Consider the following 23,031-nt stretch of genomic DNA (forward strand, 5'->3'; position numbering starts at 1 on the left):
GTTGATTTTCGCCCCAAAATCGGGGGCGCAGTATACTGTCTTTCGCCTGGAATCCCTAATGTCCTCACTGATCTACCTTCAGGGTTATCCTGCCCCCCTTCTTGAGCAGGTTCAGTCGTTGATCGCCCATCAGCGCTTAGGTGCGTTCCTGCAGGAACGTTATCCTGACACCCACGACGTGATGAGTGATAAAGCGCTGTATGACTACACGCAGGCGCTGAAAAATCGCTATATGCGCAATGCGCCGCCGATCAGCAAAGTGATGTGGGATAACAAGATTAAGGTGATGAAGCATGCACTCGGGCTGCACACTGCCATCTCGCGGATTCAGGGCGGTAAGCTTAAGGCGAAAGCGGAAATCCGTATCTCGACCTTTTTCCGCCTCGCGCCAGAGCCGTTTCTGCGGATGATCGTGGTGCATGAGCTGGCACACCTTAAAGAGAAAGATCACGATAAGGCGTTCTACCAGCTCTGCTGCCATATGGAGCCGGATTATCACCAGCTCGAATTTGATGCGCGACTGTGGATGACGGACCAGGCGACGCGCGGCAACGCGGCTTAAAGAAACTCCTGCGCTTTCTGAATCAGACTGGTTTTGGTCAGCGCCCCCAGAAAGCGCCGTTCCTGCGGATTGTTGAGCACCGGCAACCGCTCCAGTGTCACCGCCGCAAAGGCTTCCCATCCCTCACGCATACTCTGATTCTGATACACCACCGGGAAATCCTGATCCATCACGCACTGCACCGGTGAGTCGAGGGTGATCTCCTGGGCCAGCACCCGGCGCGAAATTTCATGAATCGAGACCACGCCGAGGAAAGCGCCCGCGGCGTTGATCACATAAACATAGCGTTCACGCTTCAGGGAGCTGACCGCCAGCGCCTGCCCCACCGACTCCTCCGGCTGCAACGCCGCACCCGCAATAATCAGCTCGGCAATGCGCATGTTATCGAAATCATATTTCGCTTCTGAACGGCTGAAGTGATGACTCACGACCGGATAAGTACTGGCGGATTGCAGGCGATAGACCACCATCGACGCCAGCACCGTGGCGATCATCAGCGGAAACAGCAGGCTGCTGTTGAGTGTCATCTCCAGCACCATCAGCATCGCCATCAACGGCGCCTGACTGACCGCCGCCAGCACCGCCGCCATACCAATCGCGGCATAGAGCAGCACATTGCCGAGCGGCAGATGCAGCGCCGCCCCCACCGTCGCGATGATCACCCCCAGCAGCGCGCCAATCAGCAGCGAAGGGGTAAAGAGTCCGCCGACGGCGTTCGACCCTACCGACAGGCTGGTGGCGAGGGTTTTCAGCACCAGCAACAGCAGCAGACCCGGCAGCAGGTAGTGCCCTGCCATCACTTTGACGATCACCTCGTAGCCGTTGCCGAGGATATCAGTGGAGATCAGCGCCAGTAAGCCGACCGCAAAGCCGCCCGCCCCGAGGCGCAGCGGCAGGGAGGCGACCCGGCTGAACAGCGCTTTGCTGCGGGCGATGCATTTAATCACGATCCAGCCCGCCAGACCGGCGCACAGACCAATCACCACCGTCATCAGCAGGCTGCTGAGATCCATGGCGAAGTTCGCGTCTGCCAGCGGATAGAGCGCGCTGCGAAAACCCAGCGTCCACATGGTCATCACCGCCGTGGCGGCAGCGATGATCAGGGGGATCAGCCGCTGCAAGGCAGAAATGCCGAAGGCGATTTCCGCCACAAAAATCGCTGACGCCAGCGGCGCATGGTAAACCGACGCGAGGCCCGCCGCCGCGGCCATCGCCACCACGTCACTGTTTTTCAGGTTAAGTGAGGCCGGTAACAGGCGACCAATCGCACTGCCGCACAGTGCCGAGAGCTGCACCATCGGCCCCTCTTTACCTATCGACGCGCCGCTGCCGATACTGGCAATCGACGATAAGGCGCGGAACAGTGAGGTCCGGGTCGGCACCGCATCCAGCCGGGCGTTGATCACTTCAAGGTAATCCGTTTTCACCGTCTGCTGCTGCTCAATGGCAACGGCATAACGCAGAAAATAGCCCGCCAGTACGCCGCCCGCCCCCACCAGCAGCGGCCAGAAGATGCACGGCCAGAGATGCAGGGATTCGGTTATTTCGCCACTGCGGGCAAACAGCAGATGGTTGATCAGTTCAATCACGCCGCGGAAAGCCAGCGTCACCAGCGACGCCGCACACCCGACCGGAATGGCGATCAGAAGTGTGGTCCAGTTTAATGCGTGCTTACTTGCTTTCACCTGCGCTCCCTGGTTGGTACATAAACATCATCGCTTCCGCATATTATTGGAATGCGGATCGCAGGATCAATCCCTGCCCGCCCGGCACCATTGCACAGCGTGGGTGAGATGTTACTCTGCCGCTTTACAGCTGCCGGAGAGATGACGTGATTCGTTTTGCCATTGTGGGAACAAACTGGATTACACGCCAGTTTATTGATGCCGCTCATGAAACCGGAGCGATGAAGCTCTGTGCGGTCTATTCACGCAGTCAGCAGCAGGCTGAGGCCTTTATCGCCGATTATCCCTGCAAACAGACCTTTACCTCACTGGAAGCGCTGGCCGCCAGCCCGGAGATCGATGCGGTCTATCTGGCCAGCCCCAACGCCCTGCACTGCCAGCAGGCGCTGCTGTTTATGTCGCACGGCAAGCATGTGATTTGCGAAAAACCGCTGGCCTCTAACCTGGCAGAAGTGGAACAGATGATCGCCTGCGCCCGTGAGCATCAGGTGGTGCTGTTTGAGGCGTTTAAAACTGCCAGCCTGCCTAATTTCCTGCGGCTGCAGCAGGCACTGCCTGACGTGGGTAAACTGCGAAAAGCGCTGCTGAATTACTGCCAGTACTCCTCACGCTACCCACGCTATCTCAACGGTGAGAACCCCAATACATTTGATCCGCGCTGGTCGAATGGCTCAATTATGGATATCGGTTATTACTGTCTGGCCTCGGCGGTGACGCTGTGGGGCGAGCCAGATCGTGTGCAGGCCAGCGCGACTTTGCTTGCAAGCGGCGTGGACGCGCACGGCGTGGTGGTGCTGAGTTACGCTGATTTCGATGTGACGATCCTGCATTCGAAGGTGAGTGATTCCAGCCTACCCAGCGAGATTCAGGGTGAAGCGGGCGCGCTGGTGATAGAGAAGTTATCGGAGTGCCAGCAGCTGACTTTTGTGCCGCGGGGCGCGGAAAAGCAGACGCTGAGCCAGCCGCAGCATATCAACACCATGCTGTATGAAGCCGCCGCTTTTGCCCGGCTGGTTGAGCAGCGTCAGGTGGACCACCCTTCGCTTGAGGTTTCGCGGATTACTGCGTCGCTGCTGACTGAGATACGCCGCCAGACCGGCGTAATCTTCCCGGCCGACCAGGCTGCTATGTAAATATTTCTAAATATGTCTGAGAGGTGTTGCTTCCTGTGCGGCTAAACCGTAACTTACCCTCCTGCAAAGGGGAGTAACTTGTAAGCTGATTGATCGTCATTACGATGCGAAAGCATCCGGTCATCAGGCAACCCGGAATCAATTTCTGTGTTGTAAGTGAGACCTTGCCGGAAGGCGAGGTTTGCTTACACAAAAATAAGCGGCTGACGTCTTCTGACTTCAGCCGTTTTTTTTTATTTTTCGGACAGGATACGAATATGCAAACTGTGGGTACGCCTTTACTGTGGGGCAGCTTTGCGGTTGTGGTGCTTATCATGCTGGCTATCGACCTGCTGTTGCAGGGACGCCGTGGCGCGCAGACCATGTCTTTCAAACAGGCGGCCGTCTGGTCGCTGATCTGGGTTTCAGTCTCACTGCTGTTCAGCGCCGCCTTCTGGTGGTATCTGGAGGACAGCGCGGGACGTGAAGTCGCTAACACGCAGACGCTCGCCTTCCTGACCGGTTACGTGCTGGAAAAAGCGCTGGCGGTGGATAACGTCTTCGTCTGGCTGATGCTGTTCAGTTACTTCTCTATTCCGGCCAATCTGCAGCGCCGGGTGCTGATCTATGGGGTATTAGGCGCTATCGTGCTGCGTACCATCATGATCTTCGCCGGTAGCTGGCTGGTCACGCAGTTCAGCTGGATCCTCTATGTGTTCGGTGCCTTCCTGCTGTTCACCGGTGTGAAAATGGCGCTGGCGAAAGAGGATGACAGCGCGGTGGGCGAAAAACCTGTGGTGCGCTGGCTGCGTAAGCATCTGCGCATGACTGACGATCTCGACGGCGAGAAGTTCTTCACCCGCAAAAACGGCGTGCTGTTTGCGACGCCACTGCTGCTGGTGCTGATCATGGTAGAAATCAGCGACGTGATCTTTGCGGTCGACAGTATCCCGGCGATCTTCGCCGTGACCACTGACCCGTTTATCGTACTGACCTCAAACCTGTTCGCTATCCTGGGTTTGCGTGCCATGTACTTCCTGCTGGCAAACGTGGCGGAACGGTTCTCGATGCTGAAGTATGGCCTGGCGATTGTGCTGGTGTTCATCGGCTTTAAGATGCTGATTGTCGACATCTACCATATCCCGGTCGGTATCTCGCTGGGTGTGGTCGGTGCCATTCTGGCATCAACCCTGCTGATTAATGCCTGGGTTAACCGCAAAAGAGACCAGAAAAAGCTCGCACCATAATTACCTGCAGGGGCAGCCGATGCCCCTGTTTTATTTTGTGGCAGCCTGTCACGCCATTTCATCCCTCTGTCACACTTCCACTATCCAGCATAATAAAAATCTGACCTGCTCCACAGTGACAGAACTTTCTCTTTTCTCGTCCGATCTTTTCCTTATACTCCGCCGGGCAAACCGTTTTAGCCGATGCAAAACATCGCGTCTGAAACTACATCCGCGACAAAATATAGAAAATATTATGCAGAAAACTCTCTCCGCACGTCTGGGCACGCTGCTCGCCGGAAGCCTGGTGAAGCAAATCATGATTGGGCTGATCGCCGGTGTGGCGCTCGCCTGGATTTCACACGATGCCGCTATCGCGGTCGGTCTGCTGGGTGAACTGTTTGTCAGTGCGCTGAAAGCAGTCGCGCCATTGCTGGTACTGATGCTGGTGATCGCCTCGATTGCCAACCACCAGCAGGGCCAGAAGAGCAATATCCGGCCGATTATTATGCTTTATCTGCTGAGCACCTTTTTCGCGGCGGTCGTCGCGGTGGTCTTCAGCCATCTGATCCCGCAGACGCTGACGCTGGCGGTGGGCACCACGGAAATCACACCACCATCCGGCATCACCGAAGTGTTACGCGGACTGCTGATGAGCATGGTGTCGAATCCAATCACGGCCCTGATGAACGCCAACTACATCGGCATTCTGGTGTGGGCAATTGGCCTCGGGCTGGCTTTCCGTCATAGCAGTGACACTACCCGCGCCTTTCTCAATGATGCCTCTCATGCGGTGACCTGGCTGGTACGCTGCGTGATTCGCTGCGCGCCGATTGGTATTTTCGGTCTGGTGGCCTCGATCCTCGCGTCTACCGGCTTTGGCGCGCTGTGGCAATATGCGCATCTGTTGGCGCTGCTGCTGGGCTGTATGCTGCTGATGGCGCTGGTGGTGAACCCGCTGCTGGTGTTCTATAAAATCCGTCGCAACCCCTATCCACTGGTCTTCACCTGCCTGCGCGAAAGCGGCGTGACCGCCTTCTTTACCCGCAGTTCTGCCGCCAACATTCCGGTGAATATGGCGCTGGCGAAACGTCTGGATCTGGATGAGGATACCTATTCGGTGTCGATTCCACTGGGCGCAACCATCAGTATGGCGGGGGCATCGATTACCATTACCGTGCTGACGCTGGCGGCGGTGCATACGCTGGGGATCAGCATTGATGTGCCGACGGCAATTCTGCTGAGTCTGGTGGCGTCACTCTGTGCCTGTGGTGCATCTGGCGTGGCGGGCGGTTCGCTGCTGCTGATCCCGGTGGCCTGTAACATGTTCGGCATTCCGAATGATCTGGCAATGCAGGTGGTGGCGGTCGGCTTTATTATCGGCGTCCTGCAGGATTCGGCGGAAACCGCGCTGAACTCTTCAACGGATATTCTGTTTACCGCCGCCGTCTGTCAGGCAGAAGCGGAGCGCGAAACCAGCCGGGCTTAACCTTTCAGATAGCTCAAAAGCTCAAAGAGTGGGTGGCAGAGTCCGAAGAGCAAAGCGTCCCGCGCCAGGGAAGGCGCGGGCCGAGCGAGCAGGGATGCTTTAAGCGACTTTGCGATCGGACTCTGCCACCCACGAAGGGCACAGGATTAACCGACGGTAATAACAACATCAGGATCGCCATTGTTTGCCTGACAAACTATAGCGTCACACCGCTTTTGAAAATCGCCAGCTCGCGGAAATCGTTCTTCTCGTTGTTGGTCGACTGACCGCTGGCAATCGCCACAATGCTGTCGACAAAGTCTTCCAGCATCGCATCCATACTCATTCCCTCGATCAACCGTCCGGCATTAAAGTCGATCCAGTGCGGTTTCTTCTCCGCCAGCGGCGTATTGGTGGCCAGCTTCACCGTCGGCACAAAACCGCCATAAGGTGTGCCGCGTCCGGTACTGAACAACACCATGTGGCAACCGGCGCCTGCCAGCGCACTGGTGGCGACCGCATCATTACCCGGCGCACTCAGCAGATTCAGCCCCGGCGTTTTTAACCGTTCGCCATACTTCAGCACATCGACCACCTGGCTCTGCCCCGCTTTCTGAGTACAGCCCAGCGACTTCTCCTCCAGCGTGGTGATACCGCCCGCCTTGTTACCTGGCGACGGGTTTTCATAGATCGGCTGCTGGTGATCGATAAAATACTGTTTGAAATCGTTGATCATCGCCACCGTTTTGCTGAAGGTCTCCTCGTCGCGACAGCGACTCATCAGAATCCGCTCTGCGCCAAACATTTCCGGCACTTCGGTCAGTACGGTGGTGCCGCCATTGGCGATCATCTGGTCCGAGAAACGTCCCAGCAACGGATTGGCGGTGATGCCAGACAAACCATCCGAACCGCCGCACTCCAGACCAAACTTCAGCTCGCTGAGTTTGCCCGGCTCGCGCTGGTCGTGACGCATTTTTTCATACAATGCGTGCAGCCGCTCCAGCCCGGCTTCCACCTCATCGTCATGCTGCTGGCACACCATAAACTCAACCCGGTCGCTTTCAAACGCGCCGAGGGTGTCACGGAAGGCATCAACCTGATTGTTTTCGCAGCCGAGACCAATCACCAGCACCGCGCCAGCATTAGGATGGCGCACCATGTTCTGCAGCATGGTGCGGGTGTTTTCGTGATCCTGCCCCAGTTGCGAACAACCGAAGGTATGGCTGAACAGGAACGCGCCATCGATATCTTCTGCATCCTGCGTCTCCTTCAGAAAGCGCTGCAGGATCTGACGCGCAATGCCGTTGACGCAGCCGACGGTCGGCAGGATCCACAGCTCATTGCGGATGCCGACCTCGCCGTTAGCTCGACGGTAGATCTGCACCTCACGGTCACCCGGCTGCGGCGGCAGCGTCACAAACTCGGGCTGATACGCATACTGATCCAGATCGCTGAGATTGGTGCGGGCGTTCTGCGAATGGATTAACTCACCGGCGGCCACAGGCTGCGTGGCATGGGCAATCGGCAGCCCATATTTGATCACCAGCTCATCCTGCGCGATAGGCTGCAGGGCAAATTTATGCCCGCGTCCGACCGCCTGTTGCACCGCCACACTCAGTGGCGGCAGCTCTATCATGGCGCCCGCGTCTAAATCACGTAACGCCACGGCGACATTGTCGCGGGGATCAATTTTGATTGCGTCTTGCATAGCGTTATCTCAGTTGGCTCAGCGCCTCACGCATTCCGTGGGCGATGATATTTTGCAGGTGTTGGGTGACAGCCGCAGCCAGTCCGGGCTGACGGGTTAAATCTTCACCCCAGTGTTGCGCGTCGCTGAGTACGCCGTTCACCAGCTGTTGCGGTGACAGCTGATCCCCATCAAGTGCTTTCCAGGCGTCGGCGTAGCGCTGTAACCACTGCGGCTCGTCCTGCAATGGCCAGCTTTTGCCGGCTGACTCGCCGCGATAAAAAGCGATCAGCGCGGCCAGCGCAAAGGTGATGTGTGTCGGCCACTCGCCGGTTTGCTGATGCGCGGCAAGGAGTGGGGTCAGCAGACGGGTGCGGAATTTGGTCATGCCATTAAGGGCAATCGACAGCAGCGCGTGGCGAATAAACGGATTGCGGAAACGACGCTGTACCGCATCGGCAAACGCGTGCAGTTCATCGGCAGGCAGATCCAGCGTCGGGATCACTTCGTGACGCAGCAGGTTATCCACAAATCCGGCGATAGCCGGATCGGCCATCGCCTCTCCCACACTCTCAATACCGGCCAGAAACGCGACCGGTACCATTGCAGTGTGCGCGCCATTGAGAATGGCCACTTTTTGCGCTTTATAGGGCGCAATGTCATCCACATGCCGAACCTGCGGCGACAGCGCCGCCAGCTTCAGTTCATTAAACAGCGCCGACGGCCCCTGAATCACAAACTGATAGTAGACTTCGCCCGCCACCAGATAGCGATCTTCATAACCCAGCTCGTGTTGCAGTTGCTCGCTTTCCGCCGGGAAGCCGGTGACGATGCGGTCGACCAGGGTGTTATAGAACGCGCAGTGCTGATGAACCCAGGTTTTAAATTCGGAGGGCAGATGCCACTGATCGGCGTAGCGCAGCACCAGATCGCGCAGCGTGTCGCCGTTATGGTCAATCAGCTCGCACGGCACCACCAGCCAGCCCCGGTCGCTGGCGCCATTGAAGTGGGAATAGCGCGCCCACAGCAGCTGCGTCAGTTTGCCGGGGAAACTGCTGGCGGGCTGATCGGTGAGCTGATCCGTGCCGACAAAGGCGATGCCCGCTTCGGTGGTATTGGAGAAGACCATGCGCAGATCCGGATTACGGGCCAGCGCCATAAATTCGCCGAACTGCTGCCAGGGCTGGATTTCACGGTTGAGGCTGCGGATCAGCCGGGTTTCGCTGACCTGCTCGCCCTGATCGTTCAGCCCGCGGATCAGCGTGGTATAGAGTCCATCCTGCTGATTCAGGCTGTCGCTGACTTCACGGTTGCGCGGCCGCACCACCACGATCCCGGCATCGGTGCCCTGATGTTCATTCAGCCAGTCGATCTGCCAGTCAATAAAGGCGCGCAGGAAGTTGCCTTCGCCGAACTGGATCACCCGGTCGCGATAGACTGCGCCCGGAAAGTCGTGACGGTTTAGCCTTTTCATTATCAGGCTCCCAGCTCGATGCCGAAGTAATCGCGGGCATTGTTGAAGCAGATGTTCTGTACCATCTGGCCTAACAGTGCTTCATCGGCTGGCGCTTCACCCTGCTCCACCCAGCGGCCTATCATCTGGCACAGCAGCCGGCGGAAATATTCGTGGCGGGTGTAGGAGAGGAAGCTGCGGCTATCGGTCAGCATGCCGACGAAACGGCTCAGCAGACCAATCTGCGCCAGCTGCGTCATCTGACGCTGCATACCATCCAGCTGGTCGTTGAACCACCAGGCTGAACCGAACTGCATTTTGCCCGCCTGACCTTCGCCCTGGAAGTTGCCCGCCATGGTGGCCAGCACTTCGTTGTCGCGCGGGTTCAGGCAGTAGAGAATGGTTTTAGGCAGCGCATTATTGAGATTCTGCGCGCCCAGCAGGCGTGCCAGCGGTTCGGCCAGCGGCTGGTCGTTGATTGAATCGAAGCCGACATCAGGCCCCAGCAGCTGGTACTGGCGCGGATTGGTGTTGCGCAGTGCGCCAATATGATACTGCTGCACCCAGCCACGGCGGGCATATTCGCTGCCCAGCCAGACCAGCACCGCCGTTTTAAACTGTGCCGTTTCCTGCGGGTTGGGCGCGGCACCGCTGCGACGACGCGCCAGAATCGCATCCAGCGTGGCGTCATCCGCCTCGGCGTAGCAGACCACATCCAGCGCGTGATCGGAGACTTTACAGCCGTGCGCCGCGAAGTGATCCAGCCGCTGATGCAGTGCGCTGCGCAGATCGTCAAAACGCTGCACGCTGATATCCGTCAGCTGCTCCAGCGTCTCGATCCACGGCAGGAAGGTTTCCGCTTCGATATTAAACGCTTTGTCCGGACGCCAGCTCGGCAGCACTTTAACGCTGAAACTGGCATCGTCTGCCAGCGCGCGGTGATGCCGCAGGTCATCCAGCGGATCGTCAGTGGTGCCCACCATCTTCACCTTCATCTGCTGCATGATGCCGCGCGTGGTAAAGCTATCCTGCGCCAGCAGTTCATTGCAGCGATGCCAGATGCTGTCAGCCGTTTTCTCAGAAAGCAGCGTATCGGTAATACCGAAAGGCCGGCGTAACTCCAGGTGGGTCCAGTGATAGAGCGGGTTGCCGATAGTGTGCGGCACGGTGCGCGCCCAGGCGTCAAATTTTTCACGATCGCTGGCGTTACCGGTACAGAACGCCTCAGCCACACCGTTGGCACGCATGGCCCGCCACTTATAGTGATCGCCCTTCAGCCAGATGTCATAAAGGTTGGCGAAGCGATAATTTTCGGCAATCTGCTGCGGCGGCAAGTGGCAGTGATAGTCGAAAATCGGCTGATCCTTTGCATAGTCGTGATAGAGACGACGGGCGAATTCGGTATCCAGCAAAAAATCTTCGGTCATGAAACGTGACATACATGCTTCCTCATCGACTGAACCACGGATGGCCCAAAGTTATCATACCAATTTTAGTCCGTTACGGATTTATTTGCGATCCTGCTCACATAAACGGCGGTAGCTGGCTGCCGTTATGGACGTTTTTGTCGCCCGTATCGCGCTAAATGGCTGTCATTACGCAGGTTTCCAGTATCCCACAGTGCAGAAAGGGTTTTTGTGATGGCTCTCAACTTTTAAAGTTGTATAACAAGTTAGGCTCTCGCCCCATCGTGAGGTCGTTAGCGACTCACAAATGGCAAGGTCATAACAGGGTTGCTCATACAGAACCTGCGGGCGTGAGCAGAGCTGCATCACGTGCTGTCCCGCTCCAGATAACAACAGCGGCAAGACCGCATACAGAACTGGAAGAGGTAGAGGATGCGTAAGATCAAAGGGTTACGCTGGTACATGATTGGACTGGTGACGCTCGGTACGGTGTTAGGGTATCTGACCCGTAACACCATTGCCGTGGCGGCCCCGACATTAATGTCAGAGCTGCATATCACCACGCAGCAGTACTCCTACATAATTGCGGCCTATTCAGCCTGCTACACGCTGATGCAACCGGTGGCAGGTTATGTACTGGATCTGCTCGGCACCAAAGTCGGCTACGCGGTGTTTGCTATTATGTGGGCGATTTTCTGTGCCGCTACGGCGATGGCGGGCAGCTGGGGCGGACTGGCGCTGGCACGTGGCGCAGTCGGTGCGGCTGAAGCGGCGATGATCCCGGCCGGACTGAAAGCGAGCAGCGAATGGTTCCCGGCTAAAGAGCGTTCGGTCGCCGTGGGCTACTTTAACGTGGGTTCGTCTATCGGTGCGATGCTGGCTCCGCCGCTGGTAGTCTGGGCGATCGTGGCGCACAGCTGGCAGATGGCATTTATCATGACCGGCGTGCTGAGCATGGCCTGGGCACTCAGCTGGCTGGTGTTTTACAAGCACCCGAAACAGCAGAAGAAGCTGAGCGATGAAGAGCGCGACTATATTATCTCCGGCCAGGAAGCACAGCATCAGACCGGCAACACCCGCAAAATGTCAGCACTGGAGATTATCCGTAACCGCCAGTTCTGGGGTATTGCCCTGCCGCGCTTTCTGGCAGAACCGGCATGGGGAACGTTCAACGCCTGGATTCCGCTGTTTATGTTTAAGGTTTACGGCTTCAATCTGAAAGAGATTGCGATGTTCGCCTGGATGCCGATGCTGTTCGCGGACTTCGGCTGCATCCTCGGTGGCTATCTGCCGCCGCTGTTTCAGCGCTGGTTCGGCGTTAACCTGATCGTCTCCCGCAAGATGGTCGTGACGATGGGTGCGGTGTTAATGATTGCGCCGGGCACCATCGGCCTGTTCACCAGCCCCTACGTCGCCATTGGTCTGCTGTGCATCGGCGGGTTTGCGCATCAGGCCCTCTCTGGCGCGCTAATTACCCTCTCCTCAGACGTTTTCGGCCGCAATGAAGTTGCCACGGCTAACGGCCTGACCGGCATGGCAGCCTGGACCGCCAGCACCATGTTTGCGCTGGTGGTCGGTGCACTGGCCGATACGCTGGGCTTCAGCCCGCTGTTTGCCGCGCTGGCGGTGTTTGATCTGCTGGGCGCCGTCGTTATCTGGACGGTTCTGAAAAATAAACCCATTTCAGAGCTGAATGCCGAAGCTGTTATTCCGCAGGCCAGCGCCGTTCGCAGTTAATCTGCCGGGCTGGCGCAAGCCAGCCCATTTCCTCGCACCTCCTGAAGTGGTATAACAACTTATCTGTCTGCTACCAGGATTGTGCTATGGACTTCACTGAATCCCGTCGACTTTATCAACAGCTGGCCAGCGAGCTGAAAAGCCGCATTGAAACCGGGATCTATCCGGTGGGTGACAAACTGCCTGCTGAGCGCCTGATTGCCGAAGAGATGGAAGTGAGCCGCACCGTCGTACGTGAAGCGATCATCATGCTGGAAGTTGAAGGCTATGTTGAGGTCCGCAAAGGCTCGGGCATCCACGTCATTGCCAGCCAGCAGCAGAACCGCATCGCTTCCACCAGCAGTCAGCTGGAGTTCGCCACGTTTGGCCCCTTCGAACTGCTCCAGGCACGTCAGCTGATTGAGAGTAATGTTGCCGAGTTCGCTGCGACGCAGGTAACGCGTCAGGACATTATCGACCTGATGGCGATTCAGGAAAAAGCCCGCCAGGAGGATCACTTCCGCGACTCCGAGTGGGATATGCAGTTTCATGTACGTATCGCGCAATCCACCCAGAACAGTGCCTTAGCCGCCATCGTTGAAAAAATGTGGCTGCATCGCCTGCACAATCCCTACTGGCTCAAACTTCACGAACACATCGACCAGCGCAGCATTCTCAGCTGGTGCGACGACCACGATCAGATTCTTAAAGCTCTGATGCGCAAAGATCCCGCCGCCAGCAAACTGGCGATGTGGCAACATCTGGAAAATACTAAACAGATGCTGTTTAACGCGACGGCGGATGATTTTGAATTTAACGTGGATCGATACATGTTTGGTGAGAATCCGGTCATCCTGCCTGATGGGTCCAATAACGCCCGCTAAAAGTGCCTGAAAATGCCCTGAGACGGTCAGTTAATCTGCAATAGTGTCAGGTCATGTAAAGCTCCTTTTTACACGCCGTTTCACAAGGTAAAACTCCTGTTCGCCAGAGAGTTTTCCTGTCTCAGACAGGCGATTTTTGTTACAGTTATCGCCCTTTTATTACCCTTTGCGACTGGGGGTTATAAAGTCGCTGATTTAACAATCAATTCTGGAAGGATCCGGAAAATCCCGCCCAGGCTGCGCTCCTAAAATTTATAACGAAATGCCGGTCTGCGTTTAAGTCCCTGTGGGACATGTTTAACAATGATGTTCAGGAATGAATTGATGGATATTTTGCAATCGTTGCTGCATGCCCTCTGGCAGCAGGACTACGAAACCCTCTCCGATCCCACGCTGGTATGGGCCATTTACGGCGTGCTGTTTATGATTTTGTTTTTAGAAAATGGCCTTCTTCCCGCTGCATTTCTGCCAGGTGACAGTCTGCTGATTCTGGTCGGCGTACTGATTGCCAAAGGCACCATGAGCTTCCCCCTGACGATTCTGGTTTTAACGACCGGTGCCAGTCTTGGCTGCTGGGTGAGCTACTTACAGGGCCGCTGGCTGGGTAACACGCCCACGGTACAGAAATGGCTCTCCCATCTTCCCGCCCAGTATCATCTGCGCGCGCACAGCATGTTCCATCGTCACGGCTTATCTGCCCTGCTGATTGGTCGCTTTATCGCGTTTGTGCGTACTCTGCTGCCTACCATCGCCGGATTGTCAGGCCTCAGTAATGCCCGCTTTCAGTTCTTCAACTGGGTAAGTGCGTTCCTGTGGGTGGTGATTCTGACCGTTATCGGCTTCGCGCTGGGTAAAACCCCGATTTTCCGTCGTTATGAAGATGAGATGATGTTCTTCCTGATGATGCTGCCGCTGGTGCTGCTGGTGTTTGGTCTGGTGGGATCGCTGGTGGTCATATGGCGTAAGCGTCAGGCGAATCAGAACGGGAAAGCCGAGTAATGAAACTGCTGCAGGCTATTCCTAAACGGTGGTTACCGTGGTTGATCGCTAGCGTCTTTGCGCTGGTCGCGCTTTGTGTGGTCCCCGGTCTGATGAAGCACGAGACGGTGGTGCAGATTCGGGTTTCCCATGCTGGCGCCACCCTGCCCGATGGTTTTTATCTCTACCAGCAATTAAGTGCGCAGGGTATTCGTATCAAAAGCATTACGCCTGCGGGTGATGCACTGATCATCCATTTTGATAGCGAAGAGCAGAGCCTGGCGGCCCAGAAGGTGTTACGCCGTCTGCTGCCACAGGGCTTTATTGTGGCGCAGCACGATCACTCTCAGCACCTCTCACTGGCGTAATCCCCCGACTCCCCTCTCCTTTTCAGACCGTCGCGCCATCCTGCGGCGGTCTGAAAGGCGCTCTATCTCCCGGTCTTCTTTGAACTTTTTACTATGGGTGTCTATGCTTAAGCGAGAGTCGATTCTTAGCACCCGCAGCCATATGATTACGCGGGTGATGACGGATCAGGTCGCAATGGAAGGGTCCAGGACCAATGAAATATCAAGTATTACTGGGAGTCGCGCTGTTTTCGCTGTCGGGATCGCTGCTGGCGGCAGAATCGCTGTGTGAGCAGAAAGAGCAGGATATTCAGCGTGAAATCGGGATGGCGCAGAAGCATAACAACCAGCGCCGGGTTAACGGTCTGGAGCGCGCGCTGACCGAAGTCCGGGCCGATTGCAGCGACAAAAAGCTCGAGGCCGCCCATCTGGAAAGAATTAACGCTCAGAAGCAGAAAGTTGCTGAGCGTGAGCACGCACTCAGGGAAGAGCGTGAAGAGGGCCATGACAAGGAGAAGATTGCTAAGCGACAACAAAAACTGGATGAAGCGCGCCGGGAGCTGAAAAAGTTACAGGCGGAGCCCTATTAATCGGAACTAACCAACTGATGTTAAAGGAGTATTTTATGTCTAAAGACACATCATCGGAACATTTGCGTGCTGAACTGAAAAACCTGGCCGATACCCTGGAAGAGGTGCTGAGCAGCAGCACTGAAAAATCCAAAGGCGAGCTGGATAAACTTCGCAATAAAGCGCGTGTGGCGCTGGATAGCTCACGTGAACGTCTGGGCGAATCAAGCGAGCGCATTGCTGCGACCACCCGCGAAGCGGCGCAAAAAGCCGAAGGCTACGTGCGTGAAAATCCATGGCATGGTGTGGGTATCGGTGCAGCGATTGGCGTCGCACTGGGCATGCTCATTTCGCGTCGATAATTATGGCTGACTCACAGCATAACCACGGCCCGGCTAAAGGGGTCATTAACATCGGCCAGCGCATTGTTACCACGCTGGTTGGCATGGTCGAGACACGCGTTCGTCTGGCAGTGGTGGAACTGGAGCACGAGAAAGCTAACCTGATTCAGCTGCTGTTGATGGTTGGCCTGACAATGCTGTTCACTGCATTTGGTCTGATGAGCCTGATGGTTCTGATTATCTGGGCAGTGGATGCGCAGTACCGTCTGATGGCCATTGGCATCACGACCGGCACGCTGCTACTGCTGGCGGTTATTCTGGGGCTCTGGACGCTTCACAAATCACGTCAGTCCACGCTGTTGCGCCACACGCGCAAGGAGCTGGAAACAGACCGGGATTTACTTGAGGACCAGCGCTGATGAGCCGCCGCGAGCGTGAAGAACGCATCCATGAACTGCTTAAGCATGTGCAGCAGCAGCGGCTGGATTTAAGCGCTGCGCGGCGTGACTGGCTGGAAGGCACCGCCCATTACGATCGCGGCTGGTTCACCTTCCTCAGCTTGCGCCGCTACCTGGCCATTGGCAGCAGTGCGCTGGCTATCTACTCCGTTCGCAGTCCCAACATGCTGTTACGCTGGGTAAAACGGGGATTCGGCGCCTGGAGTACCTGGCGCATGATCAAGTCCGCTCTGCCACGGCGTTAATTTTGCTAAAAGCCGGTCCTGAAAAGGCCGGCTTTTCTTCATCAGAATTTCTGAAAAACACTGACAGTATATCTCGCTTACAACCTTTCCACTCCGCGACTATCATCTCCAGCTATCAACCCAATGAACGCAATACTGCTTTCAGCGGGCATAAACCTTGCGGGCAGCTTGCCCTGCATCCCTGATAGCGCTGGAGTAAATGATGAAAAAATTCGAAGACGTTGGTTTGTTACTGGCTCGCATCCTGATGCCAATCCTGTTCATTACGGCTGGCTGGGGCAAAATCACCGGTTATGCAGGTACTCAGCAATATATGGAAGCAATGGGCGTCCCGGGCTTTATGCTGCCGCTGGTTATCCTGCTGGAGTTTGGCGGCGGTCTGGCTATCCTGTTTGGTTTCCTGACCCGTTTCACTGCCCTGTTTACTGCAGGCTTCACCATCCTGACCGCGTTTCTGTTCCACAGTAACTTTGCCGAAGGCGTGAACCAGCTGATGTTCATGAAGAACCTCTCTATCGCCGGTGGTTTCCTGGTGTTAGGTCTGGTGGGTCCTGGTGCATACAGCATTGATCGCCTGATCAGCAAAAGAAAAACAAAGCCAGCGATTGCGCGCTAATCTCACATAAAGCGTAATGCCACATATACTTAGCAGGGCGGGGACATTTCCCCGCCCTGTTTGCATTGGAGCCATTATGGGACAGTTAATTGACGGTGTCTGGCATGACACCTGGTACGACACCAAATCTACCGGCGGACGCTTCAAGCGTTCAGAGTCGGCTTTCCGCAACTGGGTTACCGCGGATGGCAGTGCTGGCCCGGTGGGTAAAGCGGGATTTGTCGCCGAACGCGACCGCTATCATCTTTATGTCTCGCTGGCCTGCCCCTGGGCGCACCGCACGCTGCTGATGCGTCAGCTGAAGGGCCTGGATAGCATGATTGATGTCTCCGTGGTGCATCCGCTGATGCTGGAGAATGGCTGGACGTTCGATGATAGTTTTCAGGATGCGACCGGCGATAAGCTCTACCAGAATGAGTTCCTCTATCAGCTCTATCTGCACGCCGATCCGCAATACAGTGGCCGCGTAACCGTGCCGGTATTGTGGGACAAGCAGCAGAACACCATCGTCAGTAATGAGTCTGCCGATATCATCCGCATGTTCAACAGTGCGTTTGATGCTGTCGGTGCCCGTGCCGGGGATTATTATCCTGTTGCACTGCACGAAAAGATTGATGAACTGAATAGCTGGATCTACGACACCGTGAACAACGGCGTTTACAAAGCAGGCTTTGCCACTTCTCAGTCCGCTTACGACGAGGCAGTCACTGCGCTGTTCCATTCGCTGTCGCGTCTGGAGCAGATTTTAGGCCAGCATCGCTATCTTACTGGCGATCAACTGACCGAAGCGGATCTGCGGTTGTGGACCACACTGGTGCGATTTGATCCGGTCTATGTGACCCACTTTAAATGCGATCGCCATCGCATCAGTGACTACAGAAACCTGAGTGGTTTCCTGCGTGATATCTATCAGATGCCTGGTATCGCAGAGACGGTTAATCTGCCGCATATTCGTCATCACTACTATTGCAGCCATAAGACCATCAACCCGAATGGCGTCATTTCGCTGGGCCCGGCGTTTGACTGGGATGAACCGCACGGCCGCGGTTAAGCTGCCTGCATATCGCGCAAGGAGCATATACAATCTGACCGCAATGACAATCTAAACGCGAAGGGAACAGGGTCAGAAGAGGAAAGCGTCCCGCGCCAGGGATGGCGCGGGCCGAGCATGTCAGGGATGACGGATTTTGCGACTTTCCGATCTGACCCTGTTTCCTGCGCAGGCGCGATCTCCCAGCCAATCATTAACCGCACTCTTTCAGGAATAAGCGTCGTGGGCAGTCATTCATCCTGTCACCGCGCAACACAAAGCAAAAACCCCGCCGAAGCGGGGTTTTTGATAAAAAGTCGAAGCTGACCGTTAAGCCGGGTTCTGTCGTGGACAGTCATTCATCTAGGCCAGCAATCGCTCACTGGCTCAAGCAGCCTACCCGGGTTCAGTACGGGCCGTACCTTGTGAACCCCTATTTGGCCTTGCTCCGGGTGGAGTTTACCGTGCCACGAACTGTTGCCAGTCGCGCGGTGCGCTCTTACCGCACCCTTTCACCCTTACCTGATCCCATTTCTGGGCCATCGGCGGTTTGCTCTCTGTTGCACTGGTCGTAGGCTTGCGCCTCCCAGGCGTTACCTGGCACCCTGCCCTATGGAGCCCGGACTTTCCTCCCCTCTGCCCGTCTCCCCACAAGTGAGGACGACGACAAAGCGGCGACTGTCTGGTCAGCTTCGGCGCGGGATAATAGGACATTCGCCGGCGTTTGTCACGCCTCTTGCTGCTCCAGCGCATACTTATAAAGCGCATTTTTCTTCACGCTGTGGATCTCAGCGGTCAGCGCAGCCGCGCGTTTCAACGGCAGCTCTTTTTGCAGCAGCGCCAGCGTACGCAGCGCATCGGCTGGTAACGCATCTTCATCATCGGTCTTGTACCCTTCGACAATCAGCACCATCTCGCCTTTGCGACGATTCTCATCTTCTTTTACCCACGCCAGCAGCTCGCCGACCGGTGCACCGTAGATCGACTCCCAGGTTTTGGTCAGCTCGCGCGCCAGCACCACGTAGCGTTCGGCACCCAGCTCACTCACCATATCCTGCAGGCTGTCGATCAGACGGTGGGTCGACTCATAGAAAATCAGCGTGCGCGGCTCCTGCACCAGCGCCCGCAGGGCGTCGCAACGGCCTTTGGTTTTGGCGGGCAGAAACCCTTCGTAACAGAAACGATCGGATGGCAGCCCTGCAGCACTTAACGCAGCAATGGCAGCACAGGCGCCCGGCAGCGGCACCACACGGATGCCCGCTTCACGGCAGCGACGCACCAGATGGTAGCCCGGATCGTTGATCAGCGGCGTGCCAGCATCAGAAACTAAGGCTATGCTTTGACCCTCCTGCAGCTTCGTCAGCAGCAGTTCAGCCTTGTGCTGCTCGTTGTGGTCATGAAGTGAGAAGAGTCGCGCATTGATGGCGAAATGTTGTAGCAACAGTCCGGTATGACGTGTATCTTCCGCAGCGACCAGATCGACGCTCGAAAGCACCGTCAGCGCCCGCTGGGTGATATCACCCAAATTACCAATCGGGGTTGGAACGATGTAGAGCGTGCTGGCAGAAATCTCTGCCCGATCGAGTTGTTTCATTGTTTCATCCGAATTGCCGATTTAATATTGAGCATCTTGAAAAAAACATCACTGGATACAGTATGCTTCCTTCAAAAGTCGTTCGTCATAAAGCAGGACGCTTTCTGCCTGTCATTCTTGCTGGGCTGATTTTAGCCGCATGTAGCGGTCAGGGGCCGCAAACCTCAACCGTCAATATTCAGGGGCCCGTCACAGCCAGCTCCGCTTACTATCTGCAGCAAGCGCAGCAAAGCAGCGATGATAGCAAGACCGACTGGCAATTACTTGCAATCCGCGCCCTGTTGAAGGAAGGAAAGTATCCTGAGGCGACTCAGCAACTGAGCCAGTTGCCGCAGCAGCTCTCTGAGACGCAGCAACAGGAATCCCTGCTGCTGAAAGCGCAATTGCTGATTGCACAGCAGAAGATCAAAGACGCCGAACCGCTGTTAGCGGCAGTGAAAACCGGCGCACTGTCGCAGGATCAGCTGGCGCGTTACTACAGCCTGCAGATCGCCAGCGCACAGGGTCGCCCTTCACTCTCGCTGCTGCGCAACTATATTGCCCAGGAGCCGCTGCTGAAAGGCACCGATCATCAGGGCAATATCGACGCCACCTGGCAGACACTGACCCAGATGTCGCCGCAGGAAGTCAGCAACCTGGTCATCAATGCCGATGAAAATGTGCTGCAGGGCTGGCTGGATCTGCTCGCGGTCTGGCGCGCCAACACGCAGGATGCCGAGATGCTCAAGTCAGGCATCAAAGACTGGCAGACCCGCTATCCGCAGAACCCGGCGGCCAAAACGCTGCCGACGCAGCTGAGCCAGATGCAGAATTACACCAAAGCTTCAACCAGCATCATCGCGCTGCTGCTGCCGCTGAATGGCCAGGCTCAGGTGTTCGCCAACGCGATTCAGAAAGGCTTTAATGATGCGAAGAATGGCATCTCCGCGCCGGTCACTCAGCCTGCGGCAGCTCAGCCCGCCGCTGCTGATGCAACCGCCAGCACCCAACCCGCTGCCGCTGCTGGTTCTTCCACCGATCCCATCAGCGCGCCGCAGCAGCAACAGCCTGCCGACACGACGCCACAGCCTCAATCACAGCCTGCTGCCGCAGAACCGGCCAGCAACGCACAGATCAAGGTCTATGACACCAGCAGCCAGCCGATTGAGCAGGTGATGCAGCAGGCACAGCAGGATGGTGCCACCATCGTGGTCGGCCCGCTGCTGAAGAGCAACGTTGAGAAGGTCGCCAACAGCCAGACGCCACTGAATGTGCTGGCGCTCAACGAGCCGGAAAAGATCCAGAACCATCCGAATATCTGCTACTTTGCGCTTTCTCCTGAAGACGAAGCGCGCGATGCGGCGCACCATATCTGGGATCAGGGCAAACGCCAGCCGCTGTTGCTGGTTCCGCGTAGTGGACTGGGCGATCGCGTCACCAATGCCTTTGCTCAGGAGTGGCAGACGCTGGGTGGCAGCACCGTGATGCAGCAGCGCTTTGGTTCGACCTCAGAGCTGAAACAGGGCATTAACAGCGGCGCGGGCATCAGCTTATCCGGTACGCCAGTGAACGCTGCACCTGCCGAGCCGCAGGGTGTTACGATTGCGGGCCTGACTATCCCGGCACCGCAGCAGAACACGCCAGATGTGGTCAGCACCAGCAGCGGCGGCGGTGTCGATGCGGTCTACATCGTCTCAACGCAGGACGAACTGCAGCTGATCAAACCGATGATCACCATGCGCACCGGCAGTCGCAGCAATATCTCGCTCTACGCCAGTTCGCGCAGCGCGCAAGCCGGTGCCGGCCCGGACTTCCGTCTGGAAATGGATGGCCTGCAGTTCAGCGATATTCCGCTGCTCTCCGGCAGCAATCCTGGCCTGATGCAGCAGACATCAAAGTCATTCAATAATGACTATTCGCTGGTGCGCCTCTATGCCATGGGAATGGATGCCTGGACGCTGGCGAATCACTTTAACCAGATGCGTCAGTCACCTGGCTTTACGCTGGACGGCAATACCGGCAAGCTCAGCGCCGACACGGATTGTGTGATCAACAGGAAGTTGACATGGAACCAGTATCGTCGGGGCGAAATCGCACCGGCCAACTAAATCGGCGTCAGACTGGCGCCAGGCATGAAGAAGATGCCCGGCGCTATCTGGAGCAGGCTGGCCTGATATGGGTCGCCAGTAATGTTCACTTTGGCAATGGTGAACTTGACCTGATAATGCGTGACGGGCACTGTTGGGTGTTTGTTGAAGTTCGCTACCGACGCGATGCGCGTTATGGTGGCGCGCTCGCCAGCGTAACCCGGAATAAACAACAAAAGCTGCTGCGCGCTGCCGCTCTCTGGCTGGCGCAACGCGGCGGCAGTTTTGAAACAGTGAATTGCCGTTTCGACATCATCGCCATTACCGGCACGGCGCTCGAGTGGCTGCCGAATGCCTTTAATGCAGACGTTTAGAACCAGGTGGTCGTGTGCAGGACAGAATTAAAGCGTGTTTTACCGAAAGTATTCAAACTCAGATTGCCGCAGCCGAAGCGTTGCCCGATGCCATCTCCCGCGCCGCTATGACGCTGGTGCAGTCGTTACTGAATGGCAATAAAATCCTGAGCTGTGGCAACGGTGCCTCATCCGCCAATGCACAGCACTTCGCCGCCAGCATGATCAACCGTTTCGAGACCGAACGCCCAAGCTTACCGGCGCTGGCGTTGAGCGCCGACAATGTGATGCTGACCGCGATTGGTAATGACCGCCTGCACGATGAGATCTATGCCAAGCAGGTGCGCGCCCTGGGACACGCAGGCGATGTGTTACTGGCTATCTCAACCCGTGGCAACACCCGTGACATCGTTAAGGCCGTGGAAGCGGCGGTAACACGCGATATGACTATCGTTGCGCTTACCGGGTATGATGGCGGAGAGCTCGCCGGACTGCTGGGTCCGCAGGATGTGGAGATCCGCATTCCGTCGCACCGCAGCGCCCGTATTCAGGAGATGCATATGCTCACCGTTAATTGCTTATGCGATCTGATCGATAACACTCTCTTTCCCCATCAGGAATGACCGAAGGAGCACGAATGAAAGCATTGAATGCTATAGCTATTCTGTTAACCGCCATGCTGCTGCAGGGCTGCGTTGCGGTTGTGGCGGGTGGCGCAGCAGTTGCCACTAAAACGGCCACCGATCCACGCTCGGTGGGTACGCAGGTTGATGACAGCACGCTGGAGCTACGCGTGACTAACGCGCTGGCTAAAGATCAGCAGATTAAAACCGATGCCCGCATTATCGCCACGGCCTATCAGGGCAAAGTGTTGCTGACCGGTCAGGCGCCTTCGCAGGAGATCGCCGGTCGAGCCAAACAGATCACCATGGGCGTTGATGGCGCAACCGAGGTCTATAACGAGATCCGTATCGGCCAGAAAGTGACGCTGGGCACCACATCGTCAGACACCTGGATTACCACCAAAATCCGCTCGCAGCTGCTGGGCAGCGATCAGGTGAAATCCTCCAACGTGAAGGTGACGACGGAGAATGGCGAAGTGTTCCTGCTGGGTCTGGTGACACCGCAGGAAGCGCAGGCAGCGGCTGATGTCGCCAGCCGCGTCAGTGGCGTGAAGCACGTCACCACGGCCTTCACCATGCTGAAGTAGTACGCAAAACGCAAAAAAGGCGGCC

General features: G+C 56.6%; 23 protein-coding genes and 1 other RNA gene. 18 read left to right on the forward strand and 6 right to left on the reverse strand.

The features are described 5' to 3' along the window. Positions 1 to 58: 58 nt before the first annotated feature. On the forward strand, positions 59 to 562 hold the full coding sequence (locus LC417_RS15315; RefSeq protein ID WP_223566109.1) for a M48 family metallopeptidase: 504 nt from the start codon (positions 59 to 61) through the stop codon (positions 560 to 562). On the opposite strand, the gene LC417_RS15320 is transcribed toward LC417_RS15315, so the two are convergent. After that, positions 559 to 2,247, reverse strand: a complete 1,689-nt coding sequence (locus LC417_RS15320; protein WP_223566110.1) for a chloride channel protein — start codon at positions 2,245 to 2,247, stop codon at positions 559 to 561. The two genes, LC417_RS15315 and LC417_RS15320, sit on opposite strands and share 4 nt — an antisense overlap. A gap of 146 nt (positions 2,248 to 2,393) precedes the next feature. On the opposite strand from LC417_RS15320, the gene LC417_RS15325 reads away from it, so the two are divergent. The 3 genes from LC417_RS15325 to sstT all read left to right on the forward strand — a co-directional run bounded on the left by LC417_RS15325 (position 2,394) and on the right by sstT (position 6,074). Further along, a complete protein-coding gene (locus LC417_RS15325; protein ID WP_033785573.1) occupies positions 2,394 to 3,380 on the forward strand; it encodes a Gfo/Idh/MocA family protein in 987 nt (328 codons plus the stop codon). 257 nt (positions 3,381 to 3,637) lie between these two features. Further along, positions 3,638 to 4,606 carry a TerC family protein gene (locus LC417_RS15330; protein WP_223566111.1) on the forward strand — a complete coding sequence of 323 codons (969 nt, stop codon included), beginning with the start codon at positions 3,638 to 3,640 and terminating at the stop codon, positions 4,604 to 4,606. Positions 4,607 to 4,841: 235 nt separating this feature from the next. Further along, positions 4,842 to 6,074, forward strand: a complete 1,233-nt coding sequence (gene sstT / locus LC417_RS15335; RefSeq protein WP_033785571.1) for a serine/threonine transporter SstT — start codon at positions 4,842 to 4,844, stop codon at positions 6,072 to 6,074. 196 nt (positions 6,075 to 6,270) lie between these two features. On the opposite strand, the gene LC417_RS15340 is transcribed toward sstT, so the two are convergent. Genes LC417_RS15340 through uxaC form a run of 3 tightly spaced genes read right to left on the reverse strand, consistent with a single transcriptional unit; the run spans position 6,271 to position 10,632 of the window. Next, positions 6,271 to 7,761, reverse strand: a complete 1,491-nt coding sequence (locus tag LC417_RS15340) for a UxaA family hydrolase (RefSeq protein ID WP_223566112.1) — start codon at positions 7,759 to 7,761, stop codon at positions 6,271 to 6,273. Positions 7,762 to 7,765: 4 nt separating this feature from the next. Then, positions 7,766 to 9,214, reverse strand: coding sequence for a tagaturonate reductase (locus tag LC417_RS15345; RefSeq protein ID WP_223566113.1), 1,449 nt, complete (start codon positions 9,212 to 9,214; stop codon positions 7,766 to 7,768). 2 nt (positions 9,215 to 9,216) lie between these two features. Further along, the gene (gene uxaC / locus LC417_RS15350) at positions 9,217 to 10,632 is read right to left on the reverse strand and encodes a glucuronate isomerase (RefSeq protein WP_010256553.1); all 1,416 of its coding nucleotides are present in this window, start codon (positions 10,630 to 10,632) and stop codon (positions 9,217 to 9,219) included. A gap of 399 nt (positions 10,633 to 11,031) precedes the next feature. Between uxaC and LC417_RS15355 the strand changes: the two genes are divergently transcribed. The 10 genes from LC417_RS15355 to LC417_RS15400 all read left to right on the forward strand — a co-directional run bounded on the left by LC417_RS15355 (position 11,032) and on the right by LC417_RS15400 (position 17,804). Beyond that, positions 11,032 to 12,336: an MFS transporter gene (locus LC417_RS15355; RefSeq protein ID WP_010699779.1), complete on the forward strand. Its 1,305-nt coding sequence runs from the start codon at positions 11,032 to 11,034 to the stop codon at positions 12,334 to 12,336. An 86-nt stretch (positions 12,337 to 12,422) separates the two neighbouring features. Next, positions 12,423 to 13,199, forward strand: coding sequence for a transcriptional regulator ExuR (gene exuR / locus LC417_RS15360; protein WP_022623920.1), 777 nt, complete (start codon positions 12,423 to 12,425; stop codon positions 13,197 to 13,199). Positions 13,200 to 13,523: 324 nt separating this feature from the next. Next, positions 13,524 to 14,198, forward strand: coding sequence for a DedA family protein (locus LC417_RS15365; protein ID WP_010256544.1), 675 nt, complete (start codon positions 13,524 to 13,526; stop codon positions 14,196 to 14,198). Beyond that, positions 14,198 to 14,545: an EnvZ/OmpR regulon moderator MzrA gene (mzrA, locus tag LC417_RS15370; RefSeq protein WP_167433193.1), complete on the forward strand. Its 348-nt coding sequence runs from the start codon at positions 14,198 to 14,200 to the stop codon at positions 14,543 to 14,545. Before LC417_RS15365 ends, mzrA begins: the two co-directional genes overlap by 1 nt. Positions 14,546 to 14,739: 194 nt before the next feature. Further along, positions 14,740 to 15,114, forward strand: a complete 375-nt coding sequence (locus tag LC417_RS15375) for a DUF1090 domain-containing protein (protein ID WP_010256536.1) — start codon at positions 14,740 to 14,742, stop codon at positions 15,112 to 15,114. A 35-nt stretch (positions 15,115 to 15,149) separates the two neighbouring features. Next, entirely contained in the window at positions 15,150 to 15,455 is a 306-nt protein-coding gene (locus LC417_RS15380) for a YqjD family protein (protein WP_010256532.1), read from the forward strand. Positions 15,456 to 15,457: 2 nt separating this feature from the next. After that, the gene (locus LC417_RS15385; RefSeq protein WP_010256529.1) at positions 15,458 to 15,853 is read left to right on the forward strand and encodes a phage holin family protein; all 396 of its coding nucleotides are present in this window, start codon (positions 15,458 to 15,460) and stop codon (positions 15,851 to 15,853) included. Then, positions 15,853 to 16,137 (forward strand): YqjK-like family protein, encoded by a 285-nt coding sequence (locus LC417_RS15390; RefSeq protein WP_172608920.1) that lies wholly within the window; start codon positions 15,853 to 15,855, stop codon positions 16,135 to 16,137. The genes LC417_RS15385 and LC417_RS15390 overlap by 1 nt, the downstream gene beginning before the upstream one ends. Positions 16,138 to 16,339: 202 nt before the next feature. Beyond that, a complete protein-coding gene (locus tag LC417_RS15395) occupies positions 16,340 to 16,753 on the forward strand; it encodes a DoxX family protein (protein ID WP_223566131.1) in 414 nt (137 codons plus the stop codon). A gap of 76 nt (positions 16,754 to 16,829) precedes the next feature. Then, complete coding sequence (locus tag LC417_RS15400) at positions 16,830 to 17,804, forward strand: glutathione S-transferase family protein (protein WP_010256519.1); 975 nt, start codon at positions 16,830 to 16,832, stop codon at positions 17,802 to 17,804. A gap of 294 nt (positions 17,805 to 18,098) precedes the next feature. Here the strand turns inward: LC417_RS15400 and rnpB are convergent. Both rnpB and rsmI read right to left on the reverse strand, forming a co-directional pair. Then, positions 18,099 to 18,477: RNase P RNA component class A (gene rnpB, locus LC417_RS15405), an RNA gene on the reverse strand. Positions 18,478 to 18,510: 33 nt separating this feature from the next. Continuing rightward, positions 18,511 to 19,377 (reverse strand): 16S rRNA (cytidine(1402)-2'-O)-methyltransferase, encoded by an 867-nt coding sequence (rsmI, locus tag LC417_RS15410; RefSeq protein WP_010256516.1) that lies wholly within the window; start codon positions 19,375 to 19,377, stop codon positions 18,511 to 18,513. 62 nt (positions 19,378 to 19,439) lie between these two features. On the opposite strand from rsmI, the gene LC417_RS15415 reads away from it, so the two are divergent. Genes LC417_RS15415 through dolP form a run of 4 tightly spaced genes read left to right on the forward strand, consistent with a single transcriptional unit; the run spans position 19,440 to position 23,006 of the window. Continuing rightward, entirely contained in the window at positions 19,440 to 21,464 is a 2,025-nt protein-coding gene (locus LC417_RS15415; RefSeq protein WP_033758882.1) for a penicillin-binding protein activator, read from the forward strand. Further along, positions 21,422 to 21,817 (forward strand): YraN family protein, encoded by a 396-nt coding sequence (locus tag LC417_RS15420; protein WP_223566114.1) that lies wholly within the window; start codon positions 21,422 to 21,424, stop codon positions 21,815 to 21,817. The genes LC417_RS15415 and LC417_RS15420 overlap by 43 nt, the downstream gene beginning before the upstream one ends. Before the next feature lie 14 nt (positions 21,818 to 21,831). Next, the gene (gene diaA / locus LC417_RS15425) at positions 21,832 to 22,419 is read left to right on the forward strand and encodes a DnaA initiator-associating protein DiaA (protein ID WP_010256507.1); all 588 of its coding nucleotides are present in this window, start codon (positions 21,832 to 21,834) and stop codon (positions 22,417 to 22,419) included. 14 nt (positions 22,420 to 22,433) lie between these two features. Then, positions 22,434 to 23,006, forward strand: a complete 573-nt coding sequence (gene dolP, locus LC417_RS15430; protein ID WP_010256504.1) for a division/outer membrane stress-associated lipid-binding lipoprotein — start codon at positions 22,434 to 22,436, stop codon at positions 23,004 to 23,006. Positions 23,007 to 23,031: the final 25 nt, after the last annotated feature.

The sequence above is a fragment of the Pantoea sp. OVA07A genome (assembly GCF_019969975.1).
Lineage (GTDB): Bacteria > Pseudomonadota > Gammaproteobacteria > Enterobacterales > Enterobacteriaceae > Pantoea > Pantoea agglomerans.

Coding starts and splice junctions, on each gene's coding strand:
- LC417_RS15375 (WP_010256536.1), top strand. CDS start 14,740: ATGAAATATCAAGTATTACTGGGAGTCGCGCTGTTTTCGCTGTCGGGA.
- LC417_RS15365 (WP_010256544.1), top strand. CDS start 13,524: ATGGATATTTTGCAATCGTTGCTGCATGCCCTCTGGCAGCAGGACTAC.
- exuR (WP_022623920.1), top strand. CDS start 12,423: ATGGACTTCACTGAATCCCGTCGACTTTATCAACAGCTGGCCAGCGAG.
- LC417_RS15420 (WP_223566114.1), top strand. CDS start 21,422: ATGGAACCAGTATCGTCGGGGCGAAATCGCACCGGCCAACTAAATCGG.
- dolP (WP_010256504.1), top strand. CDS start 22,434: ATGAAAGCATTGAATGCTATAGCTATTCTGTTAACCGCCATGCTGCTG.
- sstT (WP_033785571.1), top strand. CDS start 4,842: ATGCAGAAAACTCTCTCCGCACGTCTGGGCACGCTGCTCGCCGGAAGC.
- rsmI (WP_010256516.1), bottom strand. CDS start 19,377: ATGAAACAACTCGATCGGGCAGAGATTTCTGCCAGCACGCTCTACATC.
- LC417_RS15395 (WP_223566131.1), top strand. CDS start 16,340: ATGAAAAAATTCGAAGACGTTGGTTTGTTACTGGCTCGCATCCTGATG.
- LC417_RS15345 (WP_223566113.1), bottom strand. CDS start 9,214: ATGAAAAGGCTAAACCGTCACGACTTTCCGGGCGCAGTCTATCGCGAC.
- LC417_RS15355 (WP_010699779.1), top strand. CDS start 11,032: ATGCGTAAGATCAAAGGGTTACGCTGGTACATGATTGGACTGGTGACG.
- LC417_RS15415 (WP_033758882.1), top strand. CDS start 19,440: ATGCTTCCTTCAAAAGTCGTTCGTCATAAAGCAGGACGCTTTCTGCCT.
- LC417_RS15340 (WP_223566112.1), bottom strand. CDS start 7,761: ATGCAAGACGCAATCAAAATTGATCCCCGCGACAATGTCGCCGTGGCG.
- mzrA (WP_167433193.1), top strand. CDS start 14,198: ATGAAACTGCTGCAGGCTATTCCTAAACGGTGGTTACCGTGGTTGATC.
- LC417_RS15315 (WP_223566109.1), top strand. CDS start 59: ATGTCCTCACTGATCTACCTTCAGGGTTATCCTGCCCCCCTTCTTGAG.
- LC417_RS15380 (WP_010256532.1), top strand. CDS start 15,150: ATGTCTAAAGACACATCATCGGAACATTTGCGTGCTGAACTGAAAAAC.
- LC417_RS15385 (WP_010256529.1), top strand. CDS start 15,458: ATGGCTGACTCACAGCATAACCACGGCCCGGCTAAAGGGGTCATTAAC.
- uxaC (WP_010256553.1), bottom strand. CDS start 10,632: ATGTCACGTTTCATGACCGAAGATTTTTTGCTGGATACCGAATTCGCC.
- LC417_RS15390 (WP_172608920.1), top strand. CDS start 15,853: ATGAGCCGCCGCGAGCGTGAAGAACGCATCCATGAACTGCTTAAGCAT.
- LC417_RS15330 (WP_223566111.1), top strand. CDS start 3,638: ATGCAAACTGTGGGTACGCCTTTACTGTGGGGCAGCTTTGCGGTTGTG.
- LC417_RS15400 (WP_010256519.1), top strand. CDS start 16,830: ATGGGACAGTTAATTGACGGTGTCTGGCATGACACCTGGTACGACACC.